Origin of the sequence: Yersinia sp. SCPM-O-B-9106 (C-191) (genome assembly GCF_026183365.1) — a bacterium.
GTDB lineage: Bacteria > Pseudomonadota > Gammaproteobacteria > Enterobacterales > Enterobacteriaceae > Yersinia > Yersinia rochesterensis.
Genome location: NZ_CP110791.1, coordinates 2,502,825 through 2,528,341, shown reverse-complemented (window position 1 = coordinate 2,528,341; position 25,517 = coordinate 2,502,825). Strand labels below are relative to the sequence as shown.

The following is a 25,517-nucleotide window of genomic DNA, read 5'->3' as shown; positions in this document are numbered from 1 at the left end:
TTTAAACCAAAAAAAAACCGCAATTCTTTTTGAATGCGGTTTTTTTTTGCGTTTTAATCTGGACGGCTTTATTTCACGAGAAAAATAAAATTGGCCGCTTATTATGCCGCGACGCGATACATATGCTCGTAAAGAATATTAAAGCCGATGCCTATTAGCACGATACCGCCGATTATTTCTGCACGTTTACCTAACAGCGGGCCAATATAACGGCCAATCAGCATCCCGAGCGTGGCCATAATCATGGTAGCTAACCCAATAGCCATGGCGGTATGAATAATATTGACTTGCAAGAATGCCAGACCAACACCAATGGCCATGGCATCAAGGCTGGTGGCAATTGCGGTCATGACCAAAACCCAAAAACTGTGACTGCGCATTTTTTCGGTTTCTTCGACTTGCTGCTTCGCACCTTCAAAAATCATCCGACAGCCCAGAATGAACAGCAGACTAAAGGCAATCCAGTGATCCCACTCCAGAATATATTGACTGGCGTATAGGCCAATGCACCAACCAATTAGCGGAGTAATTGCTTCTATCACACCAAAGATAAGACCGGTGCGCAGCGCTTCTCGAAAACGGGGTTTATGTAGACTGGCGCCTTTACCAATAGATGCAGCAAAGGCATCCATAGACATAGCAAAAGCAAGCACTAATGTTGCAGATAAATTCATAGAAATAGTCTCGGCCGGGCGGCTCCATATACACGTAACCCACCCCCAACCTAACGACGGAGCTACGTGTCTATGGTCTCGCCAACCTTACCTGGCTGCCCGTACCACGTTTCAAAAAAATGAAACGAGTATGTTGATACGGGCGTTTCTGCTTATCAATATATCGGCTAATAAATTTACTTGCTGACATATTGCACAAAAACCGGCTACTCCCCATGAACGGCGCAACCTTAACATATAAATTCCAGGACAGACAACCCCAAAAAGAATATGGCGACCTGACTGTTATTGATAATGATTTTCATTATCGAGATTTCAGAGGAAATAGCCGATATAAGCATCAGTAATGGTGTGGAAATAAGCAGGAGACGATTAGATAAGATGTGTCGGGAAATTAATCAGTTAACTGAATAATCAAAAGATTCATTTCCCCGGAATATTCTTTATGATTGATTTTCAAGGAAAAAGTTATAAATTTTTTCTAAATCATCTAATTGGTTAACCTGGATAAGTAATCTACGCTGCTCTAGCTCAATCACCAAAATACCATCTTCAGATAAATTCATACTTTTTATTCGATTATATTCAATAAAAGCATTGGCGTAGAAGAACCCGGTATTTTTAAACAGCAATTTTGGCCAGCGAATATAAGAGATATAAAATGCGATTAATGCTAAACCCACTAATAAGTATGTGGTTAAAGGCTCGCCATTCGCCATCACGTTATTGTAAACAAGAATGGCAATCAGCCCGACAAAAATTGCGCAGTCGATTTTGTTTTTACGTTTCAGGTGAATTTGTAGCCGGGTTTTGCCTTTCATTATATTCATGATGAATTCATCATAAATAGCATAAGCAAGCAGTAGGGCAATAAAAACAATGAGAATAAGATCTGTAACCGACATGCAAACACTCCCGAAATAAAAAACCGGGAGTAAACCCCCGGTTTTCGTTAAATCTAATCAGACAATTATGGTGCCAGGAAGCCAATCCAGTAACCGAAGATACCGATGGCGAAGAAGCCCATAATAATCCACAGCGCGTTAACTTTGCGGCGTAACAACCACATACAACCAAAAGTTAACAGTAAAGGTACCAAGCCCGGCATCAACTGATCCAGAATGGTTTGCACTGTGGTAACTGTGGTCTCACCCGCTTGGTTGGTTATCTTGGACACCACCACCGGTATATTGACGTGCGTCCATTTGTTAACCAAGGCCCCCATAACAAACAGGCCGAGAATAGACGCCCCTTCCGTCAGTTTTTGCAGCAGACCACCGTCCATATCACTGACGATATTGACACCTTTTTTGTAGCCATAAGCAACACCGTAATAACGGGTCAGCAAACGTACCAGGTTAAACAGAACAAAGAACAGCAATGGGCCAAGTAAACTCCCGCTCATCGCGATACCGGCACCAAGAGCTGCCAATACCGGGCGCACAGTACCCCAGAATATCGGGTCACCCACACCGGCCAACGGCCCCATCAGACCAACTTTGATCCCGTTTATTGCCGCGTCGTCAATCTCAGCACCATTGGCTTTCTGCTCTTCCATCGCCAGCGTGACACCCAAAATCGGGGCGGCAACGAAGGGTTGGGTGTTGAAGAATTCCAAATGGCGTTTGATTGCCTGCTTGCGCTCTTCTGAATTCTCCGGATACAGGCGACGAATTGCCGGTACCATTGAGAAACAGAAACCCAGCGCCTGCATACGTTCGAAGTTCCACGACCCTTGGAAGAGGTTAGAGCGGATAAACACACCGCGGATATCGGCGGGCGTGAGTTTCTTTTCACCTGTAGTTGTTTTATCAACAATCGTTGTATCAACCATTTCTCTCACCTTTTCCTAGTCTAATTCGTTATCAAGATCGTTATTGGACGGGCCAGACTGTACAACCTGAGATTTGTTGTATTTCGGGCTGAGCTGGATATACAGCAGTGCCATAACCACGCCGATAACACCGAGAGCTACCAGGTTGAAGTTGGTGAAAGCGGCGGTCACGAAACCTAAATAGAAGAATGGCATCAGGTAGCCAGCACGCATCATGTTGATAACCATGGCGTAACCGACTACGACGATCATACCACCGGCGATGTTCAAGCCACTGGTAACCACATCAGGAATCGAGCTGAGCAGCATCTGAACTTCGGATGTCCCAACAGACAAAGCAACGATCAGGGCAGGGATAGCGATACGCATCGCCTGCAAGAACAGGGCAGAAATGTGGATCCAAGTTATCGCTCGTAGGCTGCCACGTTCGGCAGCACCATCGGCGGCGTGCTGGAAAGCCACGGTAATGGTACGCACGATAATGGTTAATACCTGACCGGCGGCGGCCAGCGGGATAGCCAGTGCAATACCGGCACCGATATCTTGACCACCAGCAATAACCAGAATGGTCGAAATAATTGACGCCAGCGCGGCATCAGGTGCTACAGCAGCCCCGATGTTCATCCAGCCAAGCGCGATCATTTCTAAGGTACCACCGATAATAATACCGGTTTTCATATCACCTAAAACCAAACCTACCAAGGTACAGGCGACGAGGGGGCGGTGAAATTGGAACTCATCCAGAATGGAACCCATCCCGGCGATACAGGCAACGATGAAAATCAGCACAATCTGAAGAGTTGTGATCTCCATTGTACTTCTCCTATGACCAAAAAAGCTGTGCAAAGATAACCGAGTCCTGAAACAGAACAGGGCATAACCTTTCTATACCCGCCATACTTCAAGCTGCATGTGGTTGGCTGCTCTCACTCACCCGAATCATTGACTGGCTGCCCACTCATCGGGACTCATTCGATTGCCGCTATCCTGCAACTCAAATTATTTAAGGTGTCCGTAGTTTTCAGTAAAGCTATTTATTAAGTTTGTTAATTAAATCCATCATTTTGAGCCGGCTATCCGAAGAGACTTTTCGAACTTCCAATTCAATACCGCGAGCATTTAATTTATTAAAAGCTTCAATATCTTTTTCATCAACGGAGACGGCGTTATTCACTTGGGTTTTACCCTGACGGAATGCCATACCACCGATATTGACTGACTTAATATCCACGCCACCCTCAACCATACGCACGACATCAGTTGGGTTGGTAAATAACAGCATGACCCGGTCTTTGGCATATTTCGGATTGTTATAAACGCGAATAGCTTTTTCAACATCAACTACGTGTGCGGTTACGCCGGGAGGAGCAACCTGTTTAAGCAAGGTGCTACGCATTTTGTCAGCAGCGACTTCGTCACTGACAACAATAATGCGGCTTACGTTGGTTTCTTTGGTCCAGCGCGTTGCGACCTGACCATGAATTAAGCGGTCATCAATACGCGCCAACCCGATTTTCATATGATCATTCGGGCCTAAAGCGACGGCCGGGGCCTTGGCTTTTGGTGCAGGAGCTGTTTGTTGCGTCTCGGGCTTATCACTCTTAGTTTCAGGCGCTTTTAGTGCTTTTACGCCCTCACGACCGGTTTCTACGGCGACTGCGACCAGTTCAGCAAATGATGGATTATCATCACGCGCCATAAAGGTTTCAGCCAGCATCGGAATGTTAACCCCGGTGACGACCTCATAATTCTCTTTATCAATAGCAATTCGACTGGCGGCGTTAAACGGGCTACCACCCCAGGTATCAACCAGGAATAAGACACCTTTGCTGGTATCAAGCCCGGTCAATTTACCGTTGTATTTCTCAATCAACGTTTCGGCATTCTCACCTGGGACGAAATCGATATAAGCGACATTACTTTGCTCGCCTAAAATCATTTCAGCTGTTTTCAGCAGTTGTTCTGCTGCAGCCCCATGTGTGCCAATGATAATAGCTATACTCACTCGCTACCCCCTCTGTTAACTCAGAATTGAGTTCTCGCACGTAACAGAAAACCAGTAATCACCAACCACACTTCAGTACATATTGAATCTATTATGATAGTCACAATATCAGCGTACTGCTGACGATTTATTCGTAACGACAATGAATCGATTCAGGAACATATCTAAATGTGCTGGATGTGATTTATTTTAGTCAGTGAAAAAATAAATTATGTGACGTTGCTCAGTTATTGAGACATGTTATGAATGATTTTGCTTGTTTGGATAATTATTAAACAATCACATCAATGATATTGATAGGTTATCCGCTAACTCATTCATAGCAGTATGATTATTGTGCTTAATATTTGTGCGATCCGTGTGAATTTTGACTGATAATCTACTTTTGGCAGGGAACAAATTTTAGCCATAAAAATAAGTATTCTGATGGCTGACATCACTTAACTTGCTGAAATTTGGTTTTATCGCGTGTCAGGCCCTAAATCCGACTATGCTGTTAAAAAGATTCCTGATAAAGTTAACGGCTCTATTAATTGTCAGGAGTTAAGGGCCTCAGCTCTCCCTATGGACTGTCACCGAAGTTACTGTTTCTCTAGCGTTAACACCCAACCAGTGGGTTTAAATCTGGTTATCCAATCACGCACATTTACTGCGTATAATTTCACCCGATCTTTCTGCGTATCTATACTGACAACCGTACTGCGGCGTTTTGCTGCGTCTGTTGCCAGTCGCACATCACCTAAATCGTGTTCTTATTATCGGAGTCTGACATGGAATTTCTAATGGACCCCTCAATCTGGGCAGGGTTATTGACGTTGGTGGTACTGGAAATTGTTCTGGGTATCGATAACCTGGTATTTATTGCCATTCTGGCCGACAAACTACCGCCTAAACAAAGAGATAAAGCTCGAATTATCGGGTTATCTCTGGCATTAATTATGCGTTTGGGGCTGTTGTCGGTTATCTCCTGGATGGTCACGCTGACCACGCCACTGTTTAGTGTCGGCAGCTTTAGCTTCTCCGGGCGAGATCTAATTTTGCTGGTGGGGGGGCTGTTCTTGCTATTTAAAGCCACCACCGAGCTACATGAACGGCTGGAGGGTAACCAGCACGATGACAGTGCAAGCCGCGGATATGCCAGCTTCTGGGCAGTGGTTGCGCAGATTGTGGTGCTGGATGCGGTCTTCTCCCTTGATGCGGTGATTACTGCCGTGGGGATGGTCAACGACTTGGCCATCATGATGACGGCGGTCATTATCGCCATGGTCGTGATGCTGCTGGCATCGAAAAAACTGACGCAGTTTGTTAACGCACACCCGACAGTCGTGGTGCTGTGTCTGAGCTTCTTGTTAATGATTGGCTTGAGCCTGATTGCGGAAGGCTTTGGTTTCCATATTCCGAAAGGCTATCTGTATGCCGCCATCGGATTCTCTATCCTGATTGAGCTGTTTAACCAGATTGCGCGCCGTAACTTCATTAAGCAGGAGTCCCGCTTGCCACGGCGTCAGCGCACGGCGGAAGCTATTATCCGTCTGATGGGCGGTCGTCAGCAAGAGCCGCAACATGGTGATGCGCAGTTGGCATTGCCAGCCGAGGCCTTTGCTGAAGAAGAGCGCTATATGATTAGCGGCGTGCTGACATTGGCCTCCCGATCATTGCGCAGTGTGATGACTCCGCGCACAGAAATCTCTTGGGTAGATTGTAATCGTTCACAAGCTGAAATCCGTGAACAATTATTAGATACGCCACACAGCCTGTTCCCTGTCTGTCGTGACTCATTGGATCAGATAATCGGTGTGGTGCGAGCTAAAGATTTGTTAGTGGCGATTGAACGCGGTGGCTCTATCTGTGAGTTTGCTGCACAGACACCACCAATAGTCGTGCCTGATACCATGGACGTGATTAATTTGCTGGGCGTATTGCGCAAAGCAAAAGGGCGCTTAGTGGTAGTCAATGACGAATTTGGTGTGGTGCAAGGGCTGGTTACACCGCTGGACGTGCTGGAAGCTATTGCCGGTGAATTCCCTGATGAAGATGAAACGCCAGATATTATTGCCGATGGTGATGGCTGGTTAGTGAAAGGGGGGGCTGATTTGCACTCTCTGGAGCAGGCGCTGGATTGCCAGGAGTTGGTCAGCCCGACGGCTGATTATGCTTCATTAGCGGGCATGTTGCTGTCTCACTCCGGGCATATGCCAACGGCGGGGGATGTGGTTGAACTGCATAACCTGCGCTTTGAGATTATCGAAGTCTCAGATTACCGCATTGAATTAGTGCGTATTACCAAGCTGAGTAATGAATTGGAAGAGTAACACTCTGACAACTAAAAGAGTTTCAGCTAATGCGGGTCATCTTAAGGTGGCCCGCATTTTTTAATGGATATTCCAACGCTTTGTCATCCGTTTATTTTCATTTCATAATAATCAGCTTGAAATAATTATCCAGACAAATAACACGCATCATAATATTTGTTATATTTATTGTTTAATGTGCGAATATTCAGTTATTTATATTTCACATGATTTAAATTAAATAAATATATAAAACTATAAAAATCACAGTGATAAGAATAACAGTAAATAATGATATTTATCATAAACATGAAGTGCAGTTAAATTGCTTAATAATCAAAGTGTTGTGTTGTTGTTTTCGTATGAATTGGAAAATAAAAATATAATTATCCAAAATGGAAATGCCAACTTGATAAGTTTGGTTTATGCTTAAATTCACTTAAGTAAGGAGGTGCTCAAACAGTCATATTAATATTTACCGTGAGCTTGGGTGCATCTAAAAATCCTAATATTGCTCTGATCTATTTTGTTTGGTCTGTTATTCAAAATAGAAATTCATTTTCTGCTTTTGACACCGCACAACCTATATTTTTGTAGCACTCTACCTATTAGTGATGGAGGTTTTATGAAAAAGATAGTTTTTGTTCTTGTGTTAATGCTGTCTTCATTTGGAACATTCGGCCAAGAGACAGCTTCGAGGCAGTTTGGTGATGCATTCTCGACACCTATCGCCGCTGAGGTAAACAAAAAAGCGTGCGATACTGAATTGCCGCCCTCTGATTGGTGCTGTGAGGTATGCTGCAATCCCGCGTGTGCTGGTTGCTAGGCATAAAAATCATTACTCATCTTTCACTGTGCATAAGGGGAGCCGTAGCTCCCCTTAATGAAAACGATTTTTCAATACAATAAATTAATTACATTGCACTTTAATGGCTAAACCACCACGGGAGGTTTCGCGGTATTTAGCATTCATATCTTTACCGGTCTCAAACATGGTTTCGATAACCTTATCCAGTGAAACGCGCGGTTCACTGGTGCGGCGCATGGCCATCCGTGCAGAGTTAATGGCTTTTACCGAGGCAATCGCATTACGCTCAATACACGGCACTTGCACCTGACCTGCAACCGGGTCACAGGTCAGACCCAGATTATGCTCCATGCCAATTTCAGCGGCGATGCATACTTGAACCGGGCTTGCGCCCAGCAGCTCGGCTAGGCCAGCAGCCGCCATTGAACAGGCAACGCCCACTTCACCCTGGCAGCCCACTTCAGCACCAGAAATCGACGCATTCATCTTGTACAAAATCCCAACTGCGCCGGATGACAGGAAATAGCGGATAAAGATTTCAGGGGTAACAGGCTCGATAAAGTGGTCGTAATAGGCCAAGACTGCTGGCACGATGCCACAGGCACCATTGGTCGGCGCAGTAACCACGCGGCCACCCGCGGCGTTTTCTTCGTTAACCGCCAGTGCGAACATATTGACCCAGTCAATAACATTCATTGGGTCGCTGGACAGTTTATCCGAGGAAACTAACAGACGACGTAATGCTGAGGCGCGACGCGGCACCCGCAGCGGGCCTGGTAGAACCCCTTCGGTATTCAGGCCACGATCAATACAGGCGCGCATGGTTTGCCAAATCGCCGTAAAGTAGGATTCAATCTCTTCTTTGCTGTGCATCGCCAGCTCATTCTGCATTACCATGCCGGAGATCGACATACCGGTTTGCTCGCAGTTAGCCAGGATTTCTTCAGCGGAATTGAATGGATAAGGCATGCTAACGGCATTAACCGCGGCTTTACCGAAATGCTCTTCATCAACGATAAAACCACCACCAATTGAATAATAGGTCTTGCTAAGCACCTTTTCATCACCGGCATAGGCGTGGATCTGCATACCATTCTCATGCAATGGTAAATTATCACTGCGGAATACCATCCCGCCTTCGCGCGGGAAGTCAACTTCATGCAACCCATTGGCCAGCATCAGTTTTTGACGTAATTCCACATCCCGAATAAACGCTGGAATACTGTCGATATCCACGGTATCGGGCATGTTGCCCGCTAACCCCATAATAATGGCGATATCAGTATGGTGGCCTTTCCCGGTCAGTGACAGTGAGCCATAAACATCGACGGCTACGCGCGTGATCGACGGCATTAACCCTTGAGTGACCAGCAAATCAGCAAACTCTTTGCCGGCTTTCATTGGCCCAACAGTATGAGAACTGGAGGGGCCGATACCAATCTTGAACATATCAAAAACGCTAATCACGCTAAAACTCCTTAACAAAGCTTTTTGTTATTCCCGGTGCATATGAATGTGGCCGAGAATATCTGTATCAAGTAAAGAACCCAGTAGATAGCTGCAGGTTACTTCGTATTAAGTATTGCTATCACCGGGCCGTGTAAATTGGGTTTCTACTGGTGTTGGCGCTATCAATTTGATATCGCAACCATGACATTTCGCTACCAATGAATCATTATCACTATCAGCTTTTAACCTTACATTTTTAGTGGTTTATAGTGATGAAAGATATTTTACAGATATTTCATAACGCTGACAGGTCAGTTTACAGTTTTTTTAAAATGGTTGTGCAGAGAAAGTAGAGTAAAAATCGAGATGATGGGGTGATAGGGATCGCTTTATGCTGTAATTCAGCTTTTTTAACCGTCATGCTGTGAAGCGGGTCACTCATTACCCGCGCTATTCATATGCCTATTAGTGTCAAATACTGACCTGCTGTGCCAGACGGCGAATAATTGCCGCAGTCAGCCCCCAGATAAATTGGCTTTCATACCATGAAAGATAGACCCGGTGATTGATTCCCCCGCGATGAATATCCAGTGAATAGTAGCGCGACAATCTGAGAGCTTCACGTAAGGGAATTTCAAATAACCCGGCGACTTCTTCTTCATTACCCTGAAAGGCGATATTGGCGGGAACCAAACCGACGACCGGTGTAACCTGATAACCGCTGGAACTGTCGAGCGGAGCCAATTGCCCTAAAACATGTACCGCGGAGGTAGGGATCGCCACTTCCTCTTCTGCTTCTCGTAGCGCGGTATCAATCAGTGAAAAATCTTGTGGGTCGGCTTTGCCTCCGGGGAAAGCGACCTGGCCGGCATGTTTGCGTAAATGATCGGAGCGCCGGGTGAGCAGCAATGTAGGTTCTGGTCGGCAAACAATAGGAATTAATACCGCAGCATGGCGGCCATTGGCAGAAAAACTGCCAGGTTGAGGCCGTTGCAGCTGGAATCGGCTAATAAAGTCAGACAAAGTTTGCCCCGATTGGCTGACAAATTTGTCATTCACAAGCGGGTCATTCATCAACTTATCATTCACAGACATAGCACTCACAGAATCCACTCATTCATAAATTAACTCTTTCCCAGTAAGGGTAATATTCGGGCGATTTTATCAAATGTCTCTTGGTATTCAGCTTGTTCCTGACTGTCAGCCACAATTCCGCCGCCAGCAGAACAATATATTTTGCCGTTTTCAGTCAGTAGAGTGCGGATGGTGATATTGGTGTCCATCGTGCCACAGCAACTAATATAGCCAATGTTGCCGCAATAGGCGTTGCGGCGCTGGGGTTCCAATTGTTCGATGATTTCCATGGCCCGAATTTTCGGCGCACCCGTTATCGAGCCGCCGGGGAAGCAGGCGCGCAATAATGCGGTTGGCGGTGATTCGGTGGGCAGAATTGCGGTAATGGTGCTGACCAAATGATGCACCGCCGGGAAAGGCTCGACCACAAACAGCTCCGGTACCTGCACGGTGCCCGGCTGTGCAACTCGGCCAATATCATTGCGCAGCAGGTCAACAATCATCAGGTTTTCAGCGCGATCTTTAGTGGAATTAGCCAACCGCTCCGCTTGCAAACGGTCTTGTTCGGGGTCATCCAGCCGCGGCAAAGTACCTTTAATCGGGCGGGTTTGAATATGATGATTTTCCAACCATAGAAAACGCTCCGGTGACACACTCAAAATTGCATTTTTTTCTAAGCGAATAAAAGCCGAAAAAGGCGCTTGATTACTGCGGCTCAATGTCAGAAAAGCTTGCCATTCATCACCCTGATACTCCGCACTGAATCTTTGGGCCAAATTAATCTGATAACAGTCGCCATTGTGCAAATATTCCTGAACTTGCCGGAATTTTTCACCATATTGCTCTCGCGACATATTGGCTTGCCACCGGCTGGTTAACTTAAATGGCAAAGTGGCTTCGGGGTTTCTTTGTTGCAGCAACCACTGCAAGCGCTGTTCAGCATCGCCATGACAGACCAGTGTCAGTTTTTGCAAATGATGATCGGCAATCAAGGCCCAGTCATACAGGCCGACGGCCATGTCTGGTAAGGCGATATCTGGCTCGGCCAGCACCGGTAGTGTCTCAACCCGTCGGCCCAAATCATAACCAAATAGCCCTAATGCTCCGCCCAAAAAAGGTAGGTCAGGGTGGGGCGAAATAGCGGGAGAAAACTTATCCAATTGCTGCTGCAATAAAGAGAATGGATCTTCGAGGGAAAGCTCCTGGCCTTGCGTACTGATAATTTCTGTTTGCTCGCCCCGCGTGGTGAGAGTGACTTGCGGGTCGGCGACCAGAATATCAAAACGGTTATGGGTGTGTTCAGCAAATCCGGAGTGCAGCAACATGGCCCAAGCTTGATGGGCAAGGGGGGCGAATTGCTGGAGCAGGGCATCTGGTTGATAAGGCAAGGTTTTGCAGGTCAGGGTTTTCACACTCATGAGTCACGATTCTTTTCTTTCGGCTGAACATATTAGGCGGTAGAAAGGTATTTTCACCACCAAAGTTGGGCAAGATTAGCATAAATTACCCAGTGTTTGGGGGCTGTTCACCAGTGGCAGTCAATCCACCGTAAATAGCGATTCACTTTAAATAACAATAAACAGGTATACTGAATCAATTATATGCAGGAGATAAATCAATGTTAGCGGGTATGCCTTCACTTTCTCATGAGGAACAGCAAGAAGCTGTCGAACGTATTCACCAATTCATGTCGGAAGGAATGAGCAGTGGTGAGGCGATTGCTTTGGTCGCCGCAGAAATTCGCGAGCGGCACGAGAATGATCCACAAGCCATGCCTATCTTTGAAGATTCTGACTTTGATGAGAGTGATGAGTCTGATTATCGTCGTGATAATGAGCAGGATGCGGACGAAATAGAAGATCCGTACGAGGGATAAGCTCCGGTTTTGTGCTATTCAATGCCAATAAACCCGCCGTGATGGCGGGTTTATTCATCAGTGCCAGATTATTTACCTGTCACAACTATTTACCTGTCACAACTATTTATCAGTCACGACGACTGCGCTTGCGGCACGTTTTGCCACTTCAATCGCGCTATCAATATCATCCGCTACCGCCAACGCCACGCCCAACCGCCGTTTACCCGCAATATCGGGTTTACCAAATAAACGAATTTGCGTGTCACCGACCAAGGCGGTTTCCAACCCATGGTAAGCAATATTATGGCTGGTCAATTCGGGTAAAATAACCGCCGATGCCGCTGCGCCATACTGACGAATGGTGCCAATGGGCAAGCCCAAAAATGCGCGCACATGCAAGGCAAACTCAGACATATTTTGCGAAATCAACGTCACCATGCCGGTATCGTGAGGGCGCGGTGAAACTTCACTGAAAATAACCTCATCGCCACAGACAAACAATTCCACCCCAAATAGCCCGTAGCCACCTAGCGCCGTGACCACTTGGGAAGCAATTTCTTTCGCCCGCGCCACTGCAATATCACTCATCATTTGTGGCTGCCAGGACTCACGGTAATCGCCATCTTCCTGACGATGACCAATAGGCGCACAAAAGTGGATGCCATCAACCGCGCTGATGGTCAGCAAGGTGATTTCAAAATCAAAGTGTACCAATCCCTCGATAATCACTTTACCGCCGCCCGCGCGGCCACCTTGCTGCGCGTAATCCCATGCGGCCTGAAGTTGCTGTTCATTGCGAATCAAACTCTGGCCTTTACCGGAGGAACTCATCACCGGTTTGACAATGCACGGGTAACCTATCTCACTGACCGCCTGGCGGAATGCACTCTCGGTAGCGGCAAAGCGGTAGCTGGAGGTGGGCAATTGCAGCTTTTCGGCAGCCAGACGGCGAATACCTTCGCGGTTCATGGTCAAACGAGTGGCTTCGGCGCAGGGCACAACCTTCTGGCCCATATTCTCTAACTCAACCAGCATATCTGTGGCGATAGCTTCAATTTCTGGCACGATATAGTGAGGTTTTTCCTGCTCGACCAACTGCTTGAGCGCTGCGCCATCCAGCATGTTAATCACATGGCTGCGATGAGCAACATGCATCGCGGGTGCATCGGCGTAGCGATCAACCGCAATCACTTCCAGCCCCAGCCTTTGGCATTCAATCGCCACTTCTTTACCCAGCTCTCCAGAGCCAAGCAACATGACACGGGTGGCATTCGGGCGCAGAGCGGTTCCAATAGTCAGCATAGTTAGGTACCTACATCAGTGGGAAATTTTGACACGCGATGAATTTTACGGGCATGAGTATAAGGCAAAATGGCGACGAAAACGATTGCGTATTGGCTCTTAAGCAGAGAATCAGACCATTTTATCGGTATTGATGCGGTATAGTTCCGGCAATAGCCCTATATCTGGTATTATCGCGCCAAAATCTTGCGCTCGCCTTCAGGCCATCGCTGCCATTCCATTCCGTTATAAGAGTTACTGCCGTGAGCACAACGTCCTTTTCTTCCCTGACACTGCCTGCTGAGCAGTTGTCCAATCTTAATGAACTTGGCTATACCGAGATGACACCGGTACAGGCCGCAGCATTACCGGCCATCCTCAATGGGCAGGATGTTCGGGCAAAGGCCAAAACTGGCAGTGGTAAAACTGCGGCTTTCGGCATTGGTTTGCTGGACAAAATTGCTGTGGGTGAGTTTGTGACTCAAGCTTTGGTGCTGTGCCCAACACGTGAACTGGCTGATCAGGTCAGTAAAGAATTGCGCCGGTTAGCGCGATTTACTCAAAATATTAAAATCCTGACCCTGTGTGGCGGCCAGCCGATGGGCCATCAGTTAGATTCTCTGGTGCATGCCCCGCATATTGTCGTCGGCACTCCGGGCCGTATTCAGGAGCATTTGCGCAAGAAAACGCTGGTGCTGGATGACCTCAAAATTCTGGTGCTGGATGAAGCCGACCGCATGCTGGATATGGGTTTTACCGATGCCATTGATGATGTCATTGCCTATACCCCACCGCAGCGCCAGACATTGCTGTTCTCGGCGACTTATCCGGCGGGTATTGAGCAAATCAGTGCGCGGGTTCAGCGCCAGCCAGTCAATGTTGAAGTTGATGATGGTGATGAAGCGCCCGCGATTGAGCAGGTATTTTTCGAAACCACACGCGAAAAACGTTTGCCGCTGTTGATCTCCGCCCTCAGTCATTATCAGCCCGCTTCTTGTGTGGTGTTTTGTAACACCAAGAAAGATTGCCAGAGTGTCTATGAGGCGCTGGAGTCCCGTGGCATCAGCGTGTTGGCCTTACATGGCGATTTAGAACAGCGCGACCGTGATCAAGTGCTGGTGCGTTTTGCCAACCGCAGTTGCCGGGTATTAGTCGCAACTGATGTTGCTGCGCGGGGTCTGGACATTAAAGACTTGGAACTGGTGGTCAATTTCGAACTGGCATTTGATCCCGAAATTCATGTGCACCGCATCGGCCGTACCGGGCGGGCAGGGATGAGTGGTCTGGCGGTGAGCCTGTGTACCCCACAGGAAATGACCCGCGCCCATGCCATTGAAGATTATATGCAAATGAAACTGAAATGGACGCCAGCCGAGCAGGTAAGCCGCAGTGCTAACACCATGCTGGAACCTGAAATGGTCACCTTATGTATTGATGGTGGCCGTAAAGCTAAAATTCGCCCTGGCGACATTTTGGGGGCTTTAACGGGTGAAGCCGGTCTGACCGCCGCGGATGTGGGGAAAATCGATATGTTCCCGGTTCATGCCTATGTTGCTATTCGCAAGGCGAGTGCCAAACGGGCTCTTCAGCAGTTACAGCAAGGCAAGATCAAAGGCAAAAACTGCAAAGCCCGTTTATTAAAATAATCACAGTAGAGGGCGATGGTGGTTGCATCGCCCCGACAAATCACATTATACTGTGATTATGTACAGTAATCTGTAAGTGAAGAGGACGCGTATCAATGGCCGTTGAAATAAAATTCGTCGTGGTAAGACAGGGTGAGGAAAAAATGACTTTCACAACCAAAAAAGAAGCCGATGCCTACGATAAAATGCTGGATTTGGCTGACAATTTGTCTGAATGGTTGGCACAGTCACCTTTAACACTTGAAGAAGATCAACGCGAGGCTCTGAGCTTCTTCCTTGCAGAGAACAAAGATGCATTAGGGCAAATTCTGCGGGGTGCCCAGCCAGCGGCCTCCGCCGAGGGGCAGCCAAAAGCGAAAGTTGAAAAAATCGCATCAGAGAAAAAATCCAAACCTGATGAAAATCAAGCGGCTTAATCTGCCTGATTTCGGCAGGAAGTGAAAAAGGGATCTAAAATGAATCGTGAAATCACCTTCTTTCGCCGGTTTGAGGCGGATATTCTGGCCGATCGCAAAACGATCACTATCCGGGATAGCAGTGAATCCGATTTTCGCCCAGGGGAAACCCTGCGCGTATGTCGCAATGAAGACGGCGTATTTTTCTGCCATATTTTGGTTAAATCCGTCACTCCAATCACCTTGGATACACTGACGCAACACCATGCCGAGCAAGAAAATATGTCGCTGGATGAACTGAAAAAAGTGATTAAGGAGATCTATCCGGGGTTGGAACAGTTTTACGTGATTGAATTTACTCGGTGTTAATTAAATAGCGTTAACATATTGATTTTTAGCGCTATTCGTTCTGTAACCCCCTTTCAATCATTGTTCCAGCCAGAGGATAGAAATAATAATATCTGGAGGAATGATGAGAAAGACAGGACTCGCCTTAATAGTGGCCGTCGCTTTAGCCGGTGCCATCAGTAGTGTACAGGCCCAGGAACCGCGGGTAGCAAAAGTCCCTACTTGTACTGGGTTAAATCAATCTCAGGTTGCGACTCAAGTTAAACGTGATTTTCTACAAAATCGTATAACACGTTGGGAAGCGGATAAAAAAGGGTTGGGTACTGATAGCCCGGTTGTCTGGATTAGCGCGGTAGACATTACAGGCCAAGATGATATCTGGCAGGTTCCATTGACCGCTCGTGGTAAAAAAGGCGATAAAACCTACCAAGTGGTGCTTGATTGTAAAGCTGGCACTATCGCCTATACCTTGCGTGCTTGAGACCGCAGGGGTGGAATTAAGCTAATCACAACAGGTGCTGGCGTAAAGGTATCCTGCACCTGTTTATCATGTTGCTTATCATTGAATTACACTCTTTCAACTCAAATTTAAGCAGATGCTGCCGCTTGGCATCGACAGGTAATCGTGTCACTCTCGCGATAACGAACACTGATGGACACTTCAACTAATGACCATACCTCCAAAGGCAGATAAACGCCCTTATCCGATGACGATGCACGGTGATATCCGTACAGATGATTATTATTGGCTACGTGATGATGAGCGCACTGATGCTGATGTTCTGAACTATCTGCAAGCTGAAAATGAGTTCACCGAGTCGGTGTTGAAGCCGCTGCAACCGCTTCGCGAAACTTTGTATCAGGAAATGGTTTCCCGCATTCCGCCCCAAGAAGAGTCCGTCCCCTATACCCGCAATGGCTACCGCTATCAAACACGTTTTGAACCGGGTAATGAATATGCCATTTACGTTCGCCAACCGGTTTGGGCGGATAGTAGTTGGGAAACCTTACTTGATGGTAATCAACGCGCGGCGGAAAGCGAGTTCTACACCTTGGGGGGCCTGGATGTTAGCCCAGATAATCAACTACTGGCAGTGGCTGAGGATTTCTTATCACGGCGTCAATATGATATCCGGGTAAAACATTTACAAAGTGATAGCTGGCAGCAGGAAGTTATCAGCAATACGTCGGGTAGCTTTGAATGGGCCAATGATTCAAAAACACTGTATTACGTGCGTAAGCATGAAAAAACGTTGCTGCCTTATCAAGTCTATCGCCATGTCGTGGGCACTGACCCTGCATCGGACCAGCTGATTTATCAGGAAGCGGACGATACATTCTATGTCGGGTTGGAAAAAACCACATCTGAGCGCTTTATTGTCATCCATCTCAGTAGCACCACAACATCTGAAATTTTACTGTTGGATGCCGATCAGCACGAGCCGCTGCCGCAAATGTTCGCGCCACGCCGCAAAGACCATGAATATGGTTTAGATCACTATAAGCAGCATTTTTATTTACGTTCGAATAAAGATGGCAAAAATTTCGGTCTATATAAAATCGCCGATGCAGCTAAAGTGCCCGTTGATTTCGCTGATGAATCTCAGTGGCTACCCTTAATTACGCCAAGAACAGAGGTTATGTTGGAAGGCTTTAGCCTATTCCGCGATTGGCTGGTGGTGGAAGAACGGAGTGAGGGATTGACGCATTTGCGGCAAATTCACTGGGTCACCGATGAACAGAAGTCGGTGACTTTTGATGACCCTACCTATGTCACTTGGTTGGCATATAACCCAGAGCCAGAAACTGAACTGTTGCGCTATGGTTATTCTTCCCTGACCACGCCAAGCTCCATGTATGAACTTAATATGGATACCGGCGCTCGTCAGTTGCTCAAGCAGCAGGAAGTCAAAAACTTCACACCAGAAAAATATCGTAGTGAGCGGATTTGGGTCACCGCATCGGATGGTGTCAAAGTGCCAGTTTCATTGGTTTATCATCGTGATCATTTTGCCCCAGGCAGTAACCCGCTGTTGGTCTATGGCTACGGCTCATATGGCAGCAGCATGGATCCGGTATTCAGTGGTAGCCGTTTAAGTCTGTTAGATCGTGGTTTTGTCTTTGCACTGGCGCATATTCGGGGTGGTGGGGAACTGGGGCAGCAATGGTATGAAGATGGCAAGTTGCTCAAGAAATTAAACACATTCAATGACTTTATCGATGTTACCAAAACATTGGTTGCCAAGGGTTATGGCGATGCTAATCGTGTTTTCGCTATGGGCGGTAGTGCGGGCGGCTTGTTGATGGGCGTTGTTATTAATCAGGCGCCTGAATTATACAAAGGTGTTGTGGCGCAGGTGCCATTTGTTGATGTGGTCACCACTATGCTGGATGAATCTATCCCTCTGACGACTGGCGAGTATGACGAGTGGGGCAATCCAAATGATAAGGCCTATTACGATTACATGAAGCAATATAGCCCATACGATCAGGTTAAAGCTCAAGATTATCCGCACATGCTGGTAACTACCGGGTTGCATGACTCTCAGGTTCAATATTGGGAACCCGCAAAATGGGTCGCGAAACTGCGAGAAATGAAAACTGATGACCACCAATTATTGCTTTATACCGATATGGATTCGGGCCATGGGGGTAAATCAGGGCGCTTCAAAGCTTATGAAGATATTGCTTTGGAATATGCTTTTATTCTCTCTCTAGCTTGATTCACAAAATCGGTTATGTCAGATAATGTGTCAGGGTATGGCGCATATCTGGCGTAAGGTCGGCAATTGAGGTCAGCATCCAGCGCAGGTAGTCCGGATCTTGCCGGGCTATCTGTTCAATACTTTTTCCACGATATTTCCCGAACTTAAATGTCTGTAACAACAGCGGTTGTTGCGTCATTTCCACCATCTGCTCGGCGTTCCACCCAGAGTCTCGTATGATGCGTTGCAACAGTGCGGCGGTGACATAACAATCATACAAAGCACGATGTGGATAAAGATTATCTGGCACTGAAACATTCAGGCGCAAAGCGTAACGCAGATATTGATTACTGTGCTTAATATCAGGGTAGAGCATACGGGCGAGCTTTAAGGTGCAAATCCATTGACCACCCATCTCCGGTAACAGACCGCGGTCAAAGGGGGCGTTATGAGCGACATAATACGGGCTCCCTTGATATTTTCTAACTGCAACGGCAATTCGCGGTTTACCTTCCACCATTTCTTCCGTGATATGGTGAATTACCATGGCATCGAGACTGATTGGCCTGTCTGGGCTAACCAAGTCACTCATAGGGTTGCTCAATAATCCGTCCACCATATCGACAGACGCGATTTCGACAATACCCCCCTCCAAACCACAAGTTTCTGTATCGATGACACGAAAATACATTCTTATTCTTCCCCGTAATGCCTAAATATTAGCAACAAAAAACCCGCCTATCGTGGCGGGTTGACTGACGAGACGAAAAGTCCGTTATTCTGCGCTAGTGGAAGATGACTTTTTAGCGCGTTTCTCAGCTTTTTTCTCAGCTGGTGTTTTTAGTGGCTTTTTCTTCGCGTTCTTTTTGCTGTCCATTCCCTTACTCATGGCTTGCCTCTCTTTACCTTCGGTTAGGTTGGTACGCCCACCTATTAACCACCTAATGGGGGGGAGTTGCAAGGGAAGAAAACATGAATATACTTAATATATTGTTTAATAAAGATATTATTAAATATCAATCCCTCTTATTACGCTCCAGTACGCGCCATGTTTTGAGCTAAGACCTGAAAATTAATTAAGTTATGGTGTATTTATCACCGGTTGATGGAATTAATGTGCTGATTGGCGTAAATGTAATGTTTTATCGTTGACCCTGCGGGCTGTATAAGCTTTGATAACTTTATTGTCTCAACAAACATGGAAAAATAATGGAACAATTACGTGGGCTTTATCCAGCGTATGAACCTTACGATAGTGGCTTACTAGACACAGGTGATGGTCACCAGATTTACTGGGAACTCTGTGGCAACCCTGAGGGTAAGCCCGCGGTATTTATTCATGGTGGCCCTGGTGGCGGGATCGCGCCTTATCACCGGCAACTTTTCAACCCAAAGAAATACAAAGTATTACTTTTTGATCAACGCGGGTGTGGGCGTTCGACGCCCCATGCCAGCTTGGATAACAACACAACCTGGCATTTAGTTGATGACATTGAACGGCTGCGTGAGATGGCCGGCGTAGATAACTGGTTGATATTTGGCGGCTCTTGGGGTTCGACACTTGCGTTGGCCTACGGTGAAACCTATCCCGAACGGGTCAGTGAAATGGTTTTGCGTGGGATATTCACTCTGCGTAAAAAAGAGTTGGATTGGTATTATCAGGACGGGGCTTCCCGCTTCTTCCCCGATAAATGGCAGCGCGTGTTATCCCTGTTAGCGCCAGAAGAGCAGGGTGATGTCACTGCGGCCTATCGCAAGCGGCTGACCTCACCGGACAAAGCGGTACAATTGGAGGCCGCAAAAATTTGGAGCTTGTGGGAGGGAGAAACAGTCACTTTACTGCCAACCAAAAGCGCGGCTTCTTTCGGTGAGGATGACTTTGCTCTGGCATTTGCCCGCATTGAGAATCACTATTTTACCCACTTGGGCTTTTTGGATAGCGATAACCAACTGCTCGATAACGTCACGCGCATTCGCCATATTCCTGCGGTAATTATTCATGGCCGATATGATATGGCTTGTCAGCCACAGAATGCGTGGGATTTAGCAAAAGCATGGCCAGAGGCTGAACTGCATATTGTCGAAGGTGCCGGACATTCCTTTGACGAACCAGGGATCTTGCACCAACTAATTCTTGCAACCGACAAATTTGCTCGAAAATCCTAGCGATTCTCACCGCCAAACTCCCGCAGACCCTGGTGCGGGAGTCTCTTACTCATGACTTCATTTTGGGTTCATACGGCAAGCGAGAGAATTTATTTGATTCACTGCGGTAGTGTGCCAACCGCTGTAAAAAGTATTCACGTAGCTCATCCGGCTGTTCTCGAGCAACCATTTCAGGGATCACCGGCATATTGTAGCGCTCTTTAAATGCAACCCCAGAAGCGGCCAGATCGACATTCATTTTTGCTGTTTCTTCATCAGAAAGCTCAGCCAGATTATATCCCATTTTTCCTCTCCTTCGTGGCGCATCGGCAGTTATGGCGCAAAAGGTAATGCAGCTGGCAGATATTGGCAAGAGGCTAATGTGCCCTAATAATATCTAATTAAACGTTTTTGCAGTGAGATAATATGACCTCAAAGTCATAAGGTTATTATTTATTGAAATAAACCTCAAATAAGAATCATTCTTTTTAGTATTCTGGTGTTAATGTAAATGATTCTTATAATAATTAATCTCATGTTTAAATTTAAAAAATATGGTTAATAATCAGCTGGTTAAGTTATTTAGTGATTTTATTAAATATTAATGTGAATAGGGTGTTCTTATTTTGTTTTTAACTTGGCATAATACGCTAAGTTAATCGTTGCTTACCTGCATTATAAAAATTAGGGAATTATCATGTTGAAAACAGAAATGGCTCAGAAGCTTAATGAGCAACTGAATCTGGAATTTTACTCTGCCAATCTTTATCTACAGATGAGTGCTTGGTGCAGTGATAAAGGCTTTGAAGGCGCGGCAGCATTTTTAAAAGAGCATTCTCAAGAAGAGATGCAGCATATGCAGCGTTTATTTGAATATCTGAGCGGAACGGGCGCTATGCCGGTATTGGGTACAATCAGTGCGCCGCCGACAGATTTCGCATCACTGGCTGATGTATTCAAACTGACTTATGAGCATGAGCAACTTATTACGACTCAAATTAATGAGCTTGCCCATGTCGCAATGACCACTCACGATTACTCTACATTCAACTTCCTGCAATGGTATGTGTCTGAACAGCATGAAGAAGAAAAACTGTTCAAATCTATTCTGGATAAACTGGCGCTGGTGGGTAATAGCGGCAATTCATTGTTCTTCGTCGATAAAGATCTGAAAACCATGGCTGCACAGAGCCACGTTCAGGCGTAATTTTTTGGCTTGATTTGAACTCGCCGCAGTCTCTATCCACTCTTTAGTGGAAATAGAAATTGCGGCTTTTTATTGCCTCTTCACCATACTCGTCCCTCCCTTTTCTCTTAATTTTATTGTTTCGTGCTAACAACATGTTGTTTAGCTATGGTTTCTCGACTTGCCATATTGAAATCGTTATCATTTGCAATCAAGCTAAAAGCGCTAGCTGAGCTTAATTGCTACTCAACTATTGGTGATATTTCAATCGCCATTCATAATTTGGCGTTTTATTTTGTGCCCTACCTCACAGGTAGTGCAATTGACTGGAAGTGATAGGGGTTCGCGCTGCCAATATAGGATATGGTTGGTAGCAGACAGATTCTTCTCCCCCATCGATTAAGGGATATTATGTTTATTCGCAAAGTTCGTTCTTCATGCCGCATGCTTTCGGCACTTATTGTGTTATTTGTTGGGTTATCCAGCCAGCAAGCCTTGGCTCACGCCCACCTGAAAATTGAATCTCCTGCTGCCGATGCGACCATTGGTTCAGCGCCAGAAGCCGTGACACTGGGTTTCTCTGAAGGAATTGAATTGGGTTTCAGTGGAGTGAAAGTGACTGGCCCAGATAACAATGTTGTCAAAACAGGCGAGCTTAAATTGGACCCGGTCAATAACACACAATTAATCTTGCCGATCGATAGTGCATTGAAAGCTGGGAAATACGACGTTTCATGGCATGTGGTGTCTGTTGATGGCCATAAAACCAAAGGCACTTACAGCTTCACAGTGAAATAATATGTCTCTGGCGACTCTATTCGTTCTGTGTCGCTTTCTGCATTTTTTGGCGGTGATGCTGATGTTTGGCATCAGTGTTTTCACCGCCTTATTAGCACCAGACCGCTTTTCTTCGATACTCAAAAACCGCTTATCGCCTCTCCTTGTCTTCAGTACATTTGTGGGATTAGCCTCCGCTATCGGGCTGCTAGCTATCCAAGCTGGCATGATGGGTGATGGTTGGGCTGATACCTACAGACTAAACGTGTGGTGGGCGGTATTGGGCACCCGTTTTGGTCAGATATGGCAATGGCATCTCGGTTTATCCATATTGAGCATGTGGATAGCTTTGCTCGGCACAATCCGTGTTTATTATCGGCTGATGGTAGGCTGTTCAACGTTGCTTTTAGCCAGTCTGGCCTTTATCGGGCACGCGGCGATGCACGAGGGTGTGCTGGGATGGATTCATCAGGTCAATCAAGTTATACATCTGCTCAGTGCAGGTTATTGGATAGGATGTTTGCCCGCATTGCTGGTTTGCCTTGCATATACCCGCCATGGTGATGTTAAACGCGAAGCTATCACTACGTTAATTCGATTTTCAAGTTGGGGTCATTTGGCCGTGGCATTGGTATTGTCCACCGGAATTATTAATAGCATTATTATATTGCGTGAGACTTCTTTAACACTGACATCTGTTTATCAGATGCTATTATTCAGTAAAGTAATATTGGTGCTGTTTATGATTGTTATTGCTGTGATTAACCGCTACCTCATTGTCCCTATGTTGCGAAAATTGCCCACAAAAGCCCATTATTGGTTGGTTGTAAACAGCTGTGCTGAAATTATCCTTGGTGCAACGGTACTGCTTTTGGTGAGTTTTTTTGCGACGATGGCACCGATATAATGTGAAGTTATACCTGATAGATAGTGGCAGTAAGCTTGCATCGACGCCTCGATATACGAGAAAATCAAGGCAATCAGTTAATTGAGGATAATTAGAATGAAAGGTTTTGTGCTGACATTATCATTACTGATGTTATCGGTAAACGCTATTGCTGCCGGGAAGATAGTGACCGTCAGTAAGTTTGAGTTTGGCAAACAATGGGCATTTAATCGAGAAGAAGTGATGTTGGAGTGCCGCTCAGGCGGGGCTTTATTTGTGATAAATCCAAGCACATTAGCACAATATCCACTCAATGATGTTGCGACTGAACAGATGAAAGCGGGGCATGTCCTGGCAAAACCGTTAGATATTTTATTATTGGATGACAGTGAGAAACCGGGCCAAAAGATGAGTCTGGAGCCTTTCCAGCAGCGCGCCACGACCTTATGTCAAAAGTAAACTCGAGAATATTGGCGGACACAGATATTTGTCTCTATTTAACAGATAATTACGTTGTTCATTTTATGAACTGACTTTTATCATCCAAACTAGTTTGCAACTGTGATTAATTACTTCTGTTGCTAAGTTGGCGAAACACATGTACTCGACTATTCTTAAAGAGTATGGCTGAGTAAGCCTACGTTAATGCCAACTTTTAGCGCACGGCTCTCTCCCAAGAGCCATTTCCCTAGACCGAATATAGGAATCGTATTCGGTCTCTTTTTAACTTGTTGATTTTAATGGTATTTTTCTGTTTCTCCCGAAATCCCCCGAAATTTCCCCGAAATCCTATACTCGGCCTAAATCTCAACCCACTCATTTTTACGTGAATCCAGGTATACATTCGTCATTTTCATCGATTTGTGTCCAAGCAATTTCTGTGCAAATTCCTTACCGTATTCCGTTTCATAAAGACGCGACGCCAAGCTGCGGATCTCGTGAAAACTGGGCGGGGATATTTCATAAACCAGATCGGTTGCTTTCAATGCTTTAACAAATGCTTTGGTGAGCGAGTCCGCATTTAAGGCTCCGGGTTCTCTACCTGAATTTTTACTTGGCGAGCTGATGAGATATTCACTTTTACTGTCATTCAGGCACTTTTCTATAATTTCCCCAACCGTGGTATTCATTATTTCCAGCCGTAATGATAGCGATATCGCAATCTGCATCTTGGTTTTACTCTGGACTATCCAAAGCTTGCCGTCATGAACATCGCTTCTTTTTAATTGCCGCACATCGTCACGACGTTGGCCGGTAATCAGTGCCAGAGCCAGGCTAAGTTGAACCCAGTTCCGCTGTTGGCCAGCAGCCTCATAAATCTTGCAAAAGGCGGTATAGTCGAGCCGTTCTCGCTTAACTTTTGGCGACGGCGTGCGTGTTGCTTCCACTGGATTGCTGCTAATTAACCCATCAGCTATTGCTTCGCGAAAAACATCAGATAAAACAGAACGTAGATTTACCGCCATCGAACTTTTACCATTATCGACATAGGCATTAATAAAATCAGCAATATGCTTGGTGGTGACGGTCTCGATCGCTCTCTCGCCAAATTCTTGCTTAATATATCCGATTTGCAGGACTCTCATTTTCATGGTGTTCTCAGCCAGTTCGCGACGCTTTAATAGTTCGGAATAGCGCTTTAGCCAACTCGCTACGGTATTAACTTCAGCTTTAGCCGCAGGATTTGGGACAGGGGCTTGCAATCGTTCAAGGAGGGCAACTGGCTGAAAATTGGATTCAATATAATTATTGGCCTGAATAGCCTGAGATATGGCATCCCTCCGGGCGATTTGCCCTAAGGATATTTCGGAACCAGTTATTGGGTTACGCCAGCAAAATGATTTCTCTCTACGCCGATATGTCAGATTTCTTGGCAAATTGGCATCATACTTTTTTGGCCTCTTTGCCATGAATAATTCTCTCTATCAGTGACGAACTTGTGCTGGATGACGTTTTGAGTATTTCTTTTGCCAATCGATAGCTTTTAGGCTGAATATAAATCGCGCCTGGCTGTACCCGATATTCGCGCCCATGTTTTTCAGGTGCCGGGTAAATATTGCCACCTCGTGCCCAGCGTTGGAGTGTCTGGGATGTCGGCGGCTTACTGCGATAGGTGTCTTCAGCCCATTCTTCTAATGTCAGTAGTTTGGTCATT

Annotated in this window: 26 protein-coding genes and 1 riboswitch; of the genes, 13 read left to right on the top strand and 13 right to left on the bottom strand. The window is 46.1% G+C overall.

Annotation, left to right across the window (positions count from 1 at the left end; genetic code table 11):
• Positions 1-101: 101 nt before the first annotated feature.
• From mntP to manX, 5 genes are all read right to left on the bottom strand, one after another.
• The gene (gene mntP, locus OP863_RS11700; RefSeq protein ID WP_050291253.1) at positions 102-674 is read right to left on the bottom strand and encodes a manganese efflux pump MntP; all 573 of its coding nucleotides are present in this window, start codon (positions 672-674) and stop codon (positions 102-104) included.
• Positions 675-684: 10 nt separating this feature from the next.
• Positions 685-901, bottom strand: a riboswitch (yybP-ykoY riboswitch).
• A 216-nt stretch (positions 902-1,117) separates the two neighbouring features.
• The gene (locus tag OP863_RS11695) at positions 1,118-1,579 is read right to left on the bottom strand and encodes a DUF986 family protein (protein ID WP_145588273.1); all 462 of its coding nucleotides are present in this window, start codon (positions 1,577-1,579) and stop codon (positions 1,118-1,120) included.
• Between the two features lie 65 nt (positions 1,580-1,644).
• Entirely contained in the window at positions 1,645-2,508 is an 864-nt protein-coding gene (locus tag OP863_RS11690; protein ID WP_038632404.1) for a PTS mannose transporter subunit IID, read from the bottom strand.
• Between the two features lie 15 nt (positions 2,509-2,523).
• Positions 2,524-3,321 (bottom strand): PTS mannose/fructose/sorbose transporter subunit IIC, encoded by a 798-nt coding sequence (locus OP863_RS11685; RefSeq protein ID WP_004701713.1) that lies wholly within the window; start codon positions 3,319-3,321, stop codon positions 2,524-2,526.
• A gap of 217 nt (positions 3,322-3,538) precedes the next feature.
• Positions 3,539-4,513 carry a PTS mannose transporter subunit IIAB gene (manX, locus tag OP863_RS11680; RefSeq protein ID WP_265525321.1) on the bottom strand — a complete coding sequence of 325 codons (975 nt, stop codon included), beginning with the start codon at positions 4,511-4,513 and terminating at the stop codon, positions 3,539-3,541.
• 770 nt (positions 4,514-5,283) lie between these two features.
• On the opposite strand from manX, the gene OP863_RS11675 reads away from it, so the two are divergent.
• Both OP863_RS11675 and OP863_RS11670 read left to right on the top strand, forming a co-directional pair.
• Positions 5,284-6,825, top strand: a complete 1,542-nt coding sequence (locus OP863_RS11675; protein ID WP_038632408.1) for a TerC family protein — start codon at positions 5,284-5,286, stop codon at positions 6,823-6,825.
• A gap of 604 nt (positions 6,826-7,429) precedes the next feature.
• Entirely contained in the window at positions 7,430-7,630 is a 201-nt protein-coding gene (locus tag OP863_RS11670; RefSeq protein ID WP_071841716.1) for an ST-I family heat-stable enterotoxin, read from the top strand.
• An 84-nt stretch (positions 7,631-7,714) separates the two neighbouring features.
• Here the strand turns inward: OP863_RS11670 and OP863_RS11665 are convergent, their stop codons facing one another.
• From OP863_RS11665 to pabB, 3 genes are all read right to left on the bottom strand, one after another.
• Complete coding sequence (locus tag OP863_RS11665) at positions 7,715-9,079, bottom strand: L-serine ammonia-lyase (RefSeq protein ID WP_265525320.1); 1,365 nt, start codon at positions 9,077-9,079, stop codon at positions 7,715-7,717.
• A gap of 453 nt (positions 9,080-9,532) precedes the next feature.
• Complete coding sequence (locus tag OP863_RS11660; protein WP_038639469.1) at positions 9,533-10,135, bottom strand: CoA pyrophosphatase; 603 nt, start codon at positions 10,133-10,135, stop codon at positions 9,533-9,535.
• A 50-nt stretch (positions 10,136-10,185) separates the two neighbouring features.
• Positions 10,186-11,553, bottom strand: coding sequence for an aminodeoxychorismate synthase component 1 (gene pabB / locus OP863_RS11655; protein ID WP_265525319.1), 1,368 nt, complete (start codon positions 11,551-11,553; stop codon positions 10,186-10,188).
• 200 nt (positions 11,554-11,753) lie between these two features.
• Here pabB and OP863_RS11650 point away from each other — a divergent pair, with 200 nt between their 5' ends.
• Positions 11,754-12,011, top strand: coding sequence for a YoaH family protein (locus OP863_RS11650; RefSeq protein ID WP_038632414.1), 258 nt, complete (start codon positions 11,754-11,756; stop codon positions 12,009-12,011).
• A 102-nt stretch (positions 12,012-12,113) separates the two neighbouring features.
• Here the strand turns inward: OP863_RS11650 and purT are convergent, their stop codons facing one another.
• Positions 12,114-13,295 (bottom strand): formate-dependent phosphoribosylglycinamide formyltransferase, encoded by a 1,182-nt coding sequence (purT, locus tag OP863_RS11645; RefSeq protein ID WP_038632416.1) that lies wholly within the window; start codon positions 13,293-13,295, stop codon positions 12,114-12,116.
• 242 nt (positions 13,296-13,537) lie between these two features.
• Between purT and dbpA the strand changes: the two genes are divergently transcribed.
• The 5 genes from dbpA to OP863_RS11620 all read left to right on the top strand — a co-directional run bounded on the left by dbpA (position 13,538) and on the right by OP863_RS11620 (position 18,386).
• Positions 13,538-14,920, top strand: a complete 1,383-nt coding sequence (gene dbpA, locus OP863_RS11640) for an ATP-dependent RNA helicase DbpA (RefSeq protein ID WP_038632418.1) — start codon at positions 13,538-13,540, stop codon at positions 14,918-14,920.
• 95 nt (positions 14,921-15,015) lie between these two features.
• On the top strand, positions 15,016-15,336 hold the full coding sequence (locus tag OP863_RS11635) for a YebG family protein (protein WP_038632420.1): 321 nt from the start codon (positions 15,016-15,018) through the stop codon (positions 15,334-15,336).
• Positions 15,337-15,375: 39 nt separating this feature from the next.
• The gene (gene yqfB, locus OP863_RS11630; protein WP_145588263.1) at positions 15,376-15,684 is read left to right on the top strand and encodes a N(4)-acetylcytidine aminohydrolase; all 309 of its coding nucleotides are present in this window, start codon (positions 15,376-15,378) and stop codon (positions 15,682-15,684) included.
• Positions 15,685-15,787: 103 nt separating this feature from the next.
• Positions 15,788-16,144 (top strand): protein YebF, encoded by a 357-nt coding sequence (yebF, locus tag OP863_RS11625; RefSeq protein ID WP_186368386.1) that lies wholly within the window; start codon positions 15,788-15,790, stop codon positions 16,142-16,144.
• A gap of 187 nt (positions 16,145-16,331) precedes the next feature.
• Positions 16,332-18,386, top strand: coding sequence for a S9 family peptidase (locus OP863_RS11620; protein WP_038632426.1), 2,055 nt, complete (start codon positions 16,332-16,334; stop codon positions 18,384-18,386).
• Between the two features lie 13 nt (positions 18,387-18,399).
• Here OP863_RS11620 and exoX read toward each other — a convergent pair whose 3' ends face one another.
• Entirely contained in the window at positions 18,400-19,059 is a 660-nt protein-coding gene (gene exoX / locus OP863_RS11615; RefSeq protein ID WP_265525318.1) for an exodeoxyribonuclease X, read from the bottom strand.
• Between the two features lie 518 nt (positions 19,060-19,577).
• On the opposite strand from exoX, the gene pip reads away from it, so the two are divergent.
• Positions 19,578-20,534 carry a prolyl aminopeptidase gene (gene pip, locus OP863_RS11610; protein WP_038632429.1) on the top strand — a complete coding sequence of 319 codons (957 nt, stop codon included), beginning with the start codon at positions 19,578-19,580 and terminating at the stop codon, positions 20,532-20,534.
• A gap of 49 nt (positions 20,535-20,583) precedes the next feature.
• Here pip and OP863_RS11605 read toward each other — a convergent pair whose 3' ends face one another.
• Entirely contained in the window at positions 20,584-20,817 is a 234-nt protein-coding gene (locus OP863_RS11605; protein ID WP_004389928.1) for a DNA polymerase III subunit theta, read from the bottom strand.
• Positions 20,818-21,210: 393 nt separating this feature from the next.
• Here OP863_RS11605 and ftnA point away from each other — a divergent pair, with 393 nt between their 5' ends.
• The 4 genes from ftnA (at position 21,211) to OP863_RS11585 (ending at position 23,821) form a co-directional block, all read left to right on the top strand.
• The gene (gene ftnA / locus OP863_RS11600; RefSeq protein WP_038632439.1) at positions 21,211-21,720 is read left to right on the top strand and encodes a non-heme ferritin; all 510 of its coding nucleotides are present in this window, start codon (positions 21,211-21,213) and stop codon (positions 21,718-21,720) included.
• A 390-nt stretch (positions 21,721-22,110) separates the two neighbouring features.
• Complete coding sequence (gene yobA, locus OP863_RS11595) at positions 22,111-22,497, top strand: CopC domain-containing protein YobA (RefSeq protein WP_145509676.1); 387 nt, start codon at positions 22,111-22,113, stop codon at positions 22,495-22,497.
• 1 nt (position 22,498) lies between these two features.
• Complete coding sequence (gene copD / locus OP863_RS11590; RefSeq protein WP_265525317.1) at positions 22,499-23,383, top strand: copper homeostasis membrane protein CopD; 885 nt, start codon at positions 22,499-22,501, stop codon at positions 23,381-23,383.
• 96 nt (positions 23,384-23,479) lie between these two features.
• Positions 23,480-23,821 carry a YebY family protein gene (locus OP863_RS11585; RefSeq protein WP_038632445.1) on the top strand — a complete coding sequence of 114 codons (342 nt, stop codon included), beginning with the start codon at positions 23,480-23,482 and terminating at the stop codon, positions 23,819-23,821.
• Positions 23,822-24,162: 341 nt separating this feature from the next.
• Here the strand turns inward: OP863_RS11585 and OP863_RS11580 are convergent, their stop codons facing one another.
• Positions 24,163-25,272, bottom strand: a complete 1,110-nt coding sequence (locus OP863_RS11580; protein WP_265525316.1) for a site-specific integrase — start codon at positions 25,270-25,272, stop codon at positions 24,163-24,165.
• Entirely contained in the window at positions 25,247-25,516 is a 270-nt protein-coding gene (locus tag OP863_RS11575) for an excisionase (RefSeq protein ID WP_265525315.1), read from the bottom strand. Before OP863_RS11575 ends, OP863_RS11580 begins: the two co-directional genes overlap by 26 nt.
• Position 25,517 lies beyond the last annotated feature (1 nt).

What these genes read in the sequence shown, in the direction of transcription:
- mntP (WP_050291253.1), bottom strand. Translation starts at nt 674, where the DNA reads ATGAATTTATCTGCAACATTAGTGCTTGCTTTTGCTATGTCTATGGAT.
- OP863_RS11695 (WP_145588273.1), bottom strand. Translation starts at nt 1,579, where the DNA reads ATGTCGGTTACAGATCTTATTCTCATTGTTTTTATTGCCCTACTGCTT.
- OP863_RS11690 (WP_038632404.1), bottom strand. Translation starts at nt 2,508, where the DNA reads ATGGTTGATACAACGATTGTTGATAAAACAACTACAGGTGAAAAGAAA.
- OP863_RS11685 (WP_004701713.1), bottom strand. Translation starts at nt 3,321, where the DNA reads ATGGAGATCACAACTCTTCAGATTGTGCTGATTTTCATCGTTGCCTGT.
- OP863_RS11675 (WP_038632408.1), top strand. Translation starts at nt 5,284, where the DNA reads ATGGAATTTCTAATGGACCCCTCAATCTGGGCAGGGTTATTGACGTTG.
- OP863_RS11670 (WP_071841716.1), top strand. Translation starts at nt 7,430, where the DNA reads ATGAAAAAGATAGTTTTTGTTCTTGTGTTAATGCTGTCTTCATTTGGA.
- OP863_RS11660 (WP_038639469.1), bottom strand. Translation starts at nt 10,135, where the DNA reads ATGAATGACCCGCTTGTGAATGACAAATTTGTCAGCCAATCGGGGCAA.
- pabB (WP_265525319.1), bottom strand. Translation starts at nt 11,553, where the DNA reads ATGAGTGTGAAAACCCTGACCTGCAAAACCTTGCCTTATCAACCAGAT.
- OP863_RS11650 (WP_038632414.1), top strand. Translation starts at nt 11,754, where the DNA reads ATGTTAGCGGGTATGCCTTCACTTTCTCATGAGGAACAGCAAGAAGCT.
- purT (WP_038632416.1), bottom strand. Translation starts at nt 13,295, where the DNA reads ATGCTGACTATTGGAACCGCTCTGCGCCCGAATGCCACCCGTGTCATG.
- OP863_RS11635 (WP_038632420.1), top strand. Translation starts at nt 15,016, where the DNA reads ATGGCCGTTGAAATAAAATTCGTCGTGGTAAGACAGGGTGAGGAAAAA.
- yqfB (WP_145588263.1), top strand. Translation starts at nt 15,376, where the DNA reads ATGAATCGTGAAATCACCTTCTTTCGCCGGTTTGAGGCGGATATTCTG.
- yebF (WP_186368386.1), top strand. Translation starts at nt 15,788, where the DNA reads ATGAGAAAGACAGGACTCGCCTTAATAGTGGCCGTCGCTTTAGCCGGT.
- OP863_RS11620 (WP_038632426.1), top strand. Translation starts at nt 16,332, where the DNA reads ATGACCATACCTCCAAAGGCAGATAAACGCCCTTATCCGATGACGATG.
- exoX (WP_265525318.1), bottom strand. Translation starts at nt 19,059, where the DNA reads ATGTATTTTCGTGTCATCGATACAGAAACTTGTGGTTTGGAGGGGGGT.
- pip (WP_038632429.1), top strand. Translation starts at nt 19,578, where the DNA reads ATGGAACAATTACGTGGGCTTTATCCAGCGTATGAACCTTACGATAGT.
- OP863_RS11605 (WP_004389928.1), bottom strand. Translation starts at nt 20,817, where the DNA reads ATGGGATATAATCTGGCTGAGCTTTCTGATGAAGAAACAGCAAAAATG.
- ftnA (WP_038632439.1), top strand. Translation starts at nt 21,211, where the DNA reads ATGTTGAAAACAGAAATGGCTCAGAAGCTTAATGAGCAACTGAATCTG.
- yobA (WP_145509676.1), top strand. Translation starts at nt 22,111, where the DNA reads ATGTTTATTCGCAAAGTTCGTTCTTCATGCCGCATGCTTTCGGCACTT.
- copD (WP_265525317.1), top strand. Translation starts at nt 22,499, where the DNA reads ATGTCTCTGGCGACTCTATTCGTTCTGTGTCGCTTTCTGCATTTTTTG.
- OP863_RS11585 (WP_038632445.1), top strand. Translation starts at nt 23,480, where the DNA reads ATGAAAGGTTTTGTGCTGACATTATCATTACTGATGTTATCGGTAAAC.
- OP863_RS11580 (WP_265525316.1), bottom strand. Translation starts at nt 25,272, where the DNA reads ATGGCAAAGAGGCCAAAAAAGTATGATGCCAATTTGCCAAGAAATCTG.
- OP863_RS11575 (WP_265525315.1), bottom strand. Translation starts at nt 25,516, where the DNA reads ATGACCAAACTACTGACATTAGAAGAATGGGCTGAAGACACCTATCGC.